We start from the raw sequence: 1,572 nt of genomic DNA on the forward strand, positions 1-1,572 counted from the left end.
ATCCTGACCAAGATTATCACCTGAATTGATCCCTGTAATGACACAGTCAAAATCTGTCTCAGGATATAGCTCATGCAATGCCAAATAAATACAATCTGCTGGCGTGCCATTAACCGCCACAAAACCAGACGGTAAATGATGAATATATAATGGCGTGGTGGTACTTAAGGAGCTTGCGCAGCCACTTTGCTCAGTATTTGGCGCAACTACCATGACCTCGGCAATAGTGGATAACGCTTGATATAGTGCCAGTAGTCCTGGTGCATAAACCCCATCATCATTACTCATCAAAATTTTCATATTTACTCAATCTATTTATAAATGACCGTTCGTCCGCTTATCTGCTTTGTCGTCGCAAAGTTGCTATAATCAACGCTACTGGATTGAAAAGCATCATTTTTAGAAACATTTCTTTTGGAAACCTAGCTTTTAGAAATATTGTAATCAACGTCATTTCATACCCAGTGATTATATTTATCTAAATATAATATAGCTTTGATTATTTTGGGCGATTATACCCTAATAGTAGATAGACACGAACCCGCTTGCTATACAGAAAGCACTTAACAAGCTCAGTTTTATGCATGGTTTACTCGTAGCAAAACCCCTATTTTTGGGATATAAAAGCTGCGCTGAGGTTACAGTAGACGACAACCCACAACAATTACAGCTTATACTTTTATGTTGAGGTAACTTACTGGTTTATAATACAGATATGTTGCTGAAGATCTTGTTTGGCTCACAATATCTCTACACATAAATCAATATTTTATGTGACTTTTGTTTTCTTACCCATTAACATAGCACCATTAAATAAAGATAAGCGAGTGTGATACTGAATGAATAATCAATCGATATTATCTGTAGCTTCTGTGCTGGCAAAGAGTGCCTCAAAAGTGGGACTAGCAGCCCTAATAACATCTATTGCGATGCTGTCTCAAGCGACCAATGCTGCGCCTCGCTCTGCGACAACCATACCCTTAGACTTATCTGGCATTAATATCACCAAGCATGAAATTGCTGTTATGCAAGTGCTTTCAGAGATATGCCCACCAATGCTAAACGGTAAACAAAAACAGCGTTTTTATAAGTCTTATAATGTACAGCTTCATGAGTTGATGCCCTCTTTAGAAGACCCAAAAGCGGCTATCCAATACTTATCTACTCAGCAAGATTACCGTCAAATTTTGCAAGGTATTCGCAGCTGGACGATGGGGTTTTCTAAGCAAGACAATAGAGCCTTATGCGAAGATTTAGCGGATGCTCAATATTAGTAGCAGCCCTTTATTGATACGCTGTTCTATGGACATACTTTTTTGACCAATGTTAAGAAGTTAAATAGATAAAGACCGCTATAATTAACGACAATAATCTCATGGCTTATCTCTTGAACATCTACATAAAGCGTTTAAATAGGCATATTATTTAGGCAGTTTTAGTGCTTGTCCATGTATATGACTCGCTACAAAAAGCTTGCTGTTATCCTTGTTAAATAATAGGGATAGCAGCAAGCTTTTTTATGAGTAATTTTTATAAGATTACCTATTCTATTTTCAATGATGTCTTATTTTA

General features: G+C 37.1%; 2 protein-coding genes. One reads left to right on the plus strand and one right to left on the minus strand.

Going from position 1 to position 1,572, the window contains the following annotated elements; translation table 11 throughout:
• Nucleotides 1-300: 5'/3'-nucleotidase SurE (locus tag VLN09_RS00060; protein WP_325242895.1), on the minus strand; the 300-nt coding region annotated here is incomplete at its 3' end.
• A gap of 539 nt (nucleotides 301-839) precedes the next feature.
• Between VLN09_RS00060 and VLN09_RS00065 the strand changes: the two genes are divergently transcribed.
• Nucleotides 840-1,274: an MCR_0457 family protein gene (locus tag VLN09_RS00065; RefSeq protein WP_325242897.1), complete on the plus strand. Its 435-nt coding sequence runs from the start codon at nucleotides 840-842 to the stop codon at nucleotides 1,272-1,274.
• Nucleotides 1,275-1,572: the final 298 nt, after the last annotated feature.

The organism is Psychrobacter sp., from assembly GCF_035469765.1.
Taxonomy (GTDB): Bacteria; Pseudomonadota; Gammaproteobacteria; order Pseudomonadales; family Moraxellaceae; genus Psychrobacter.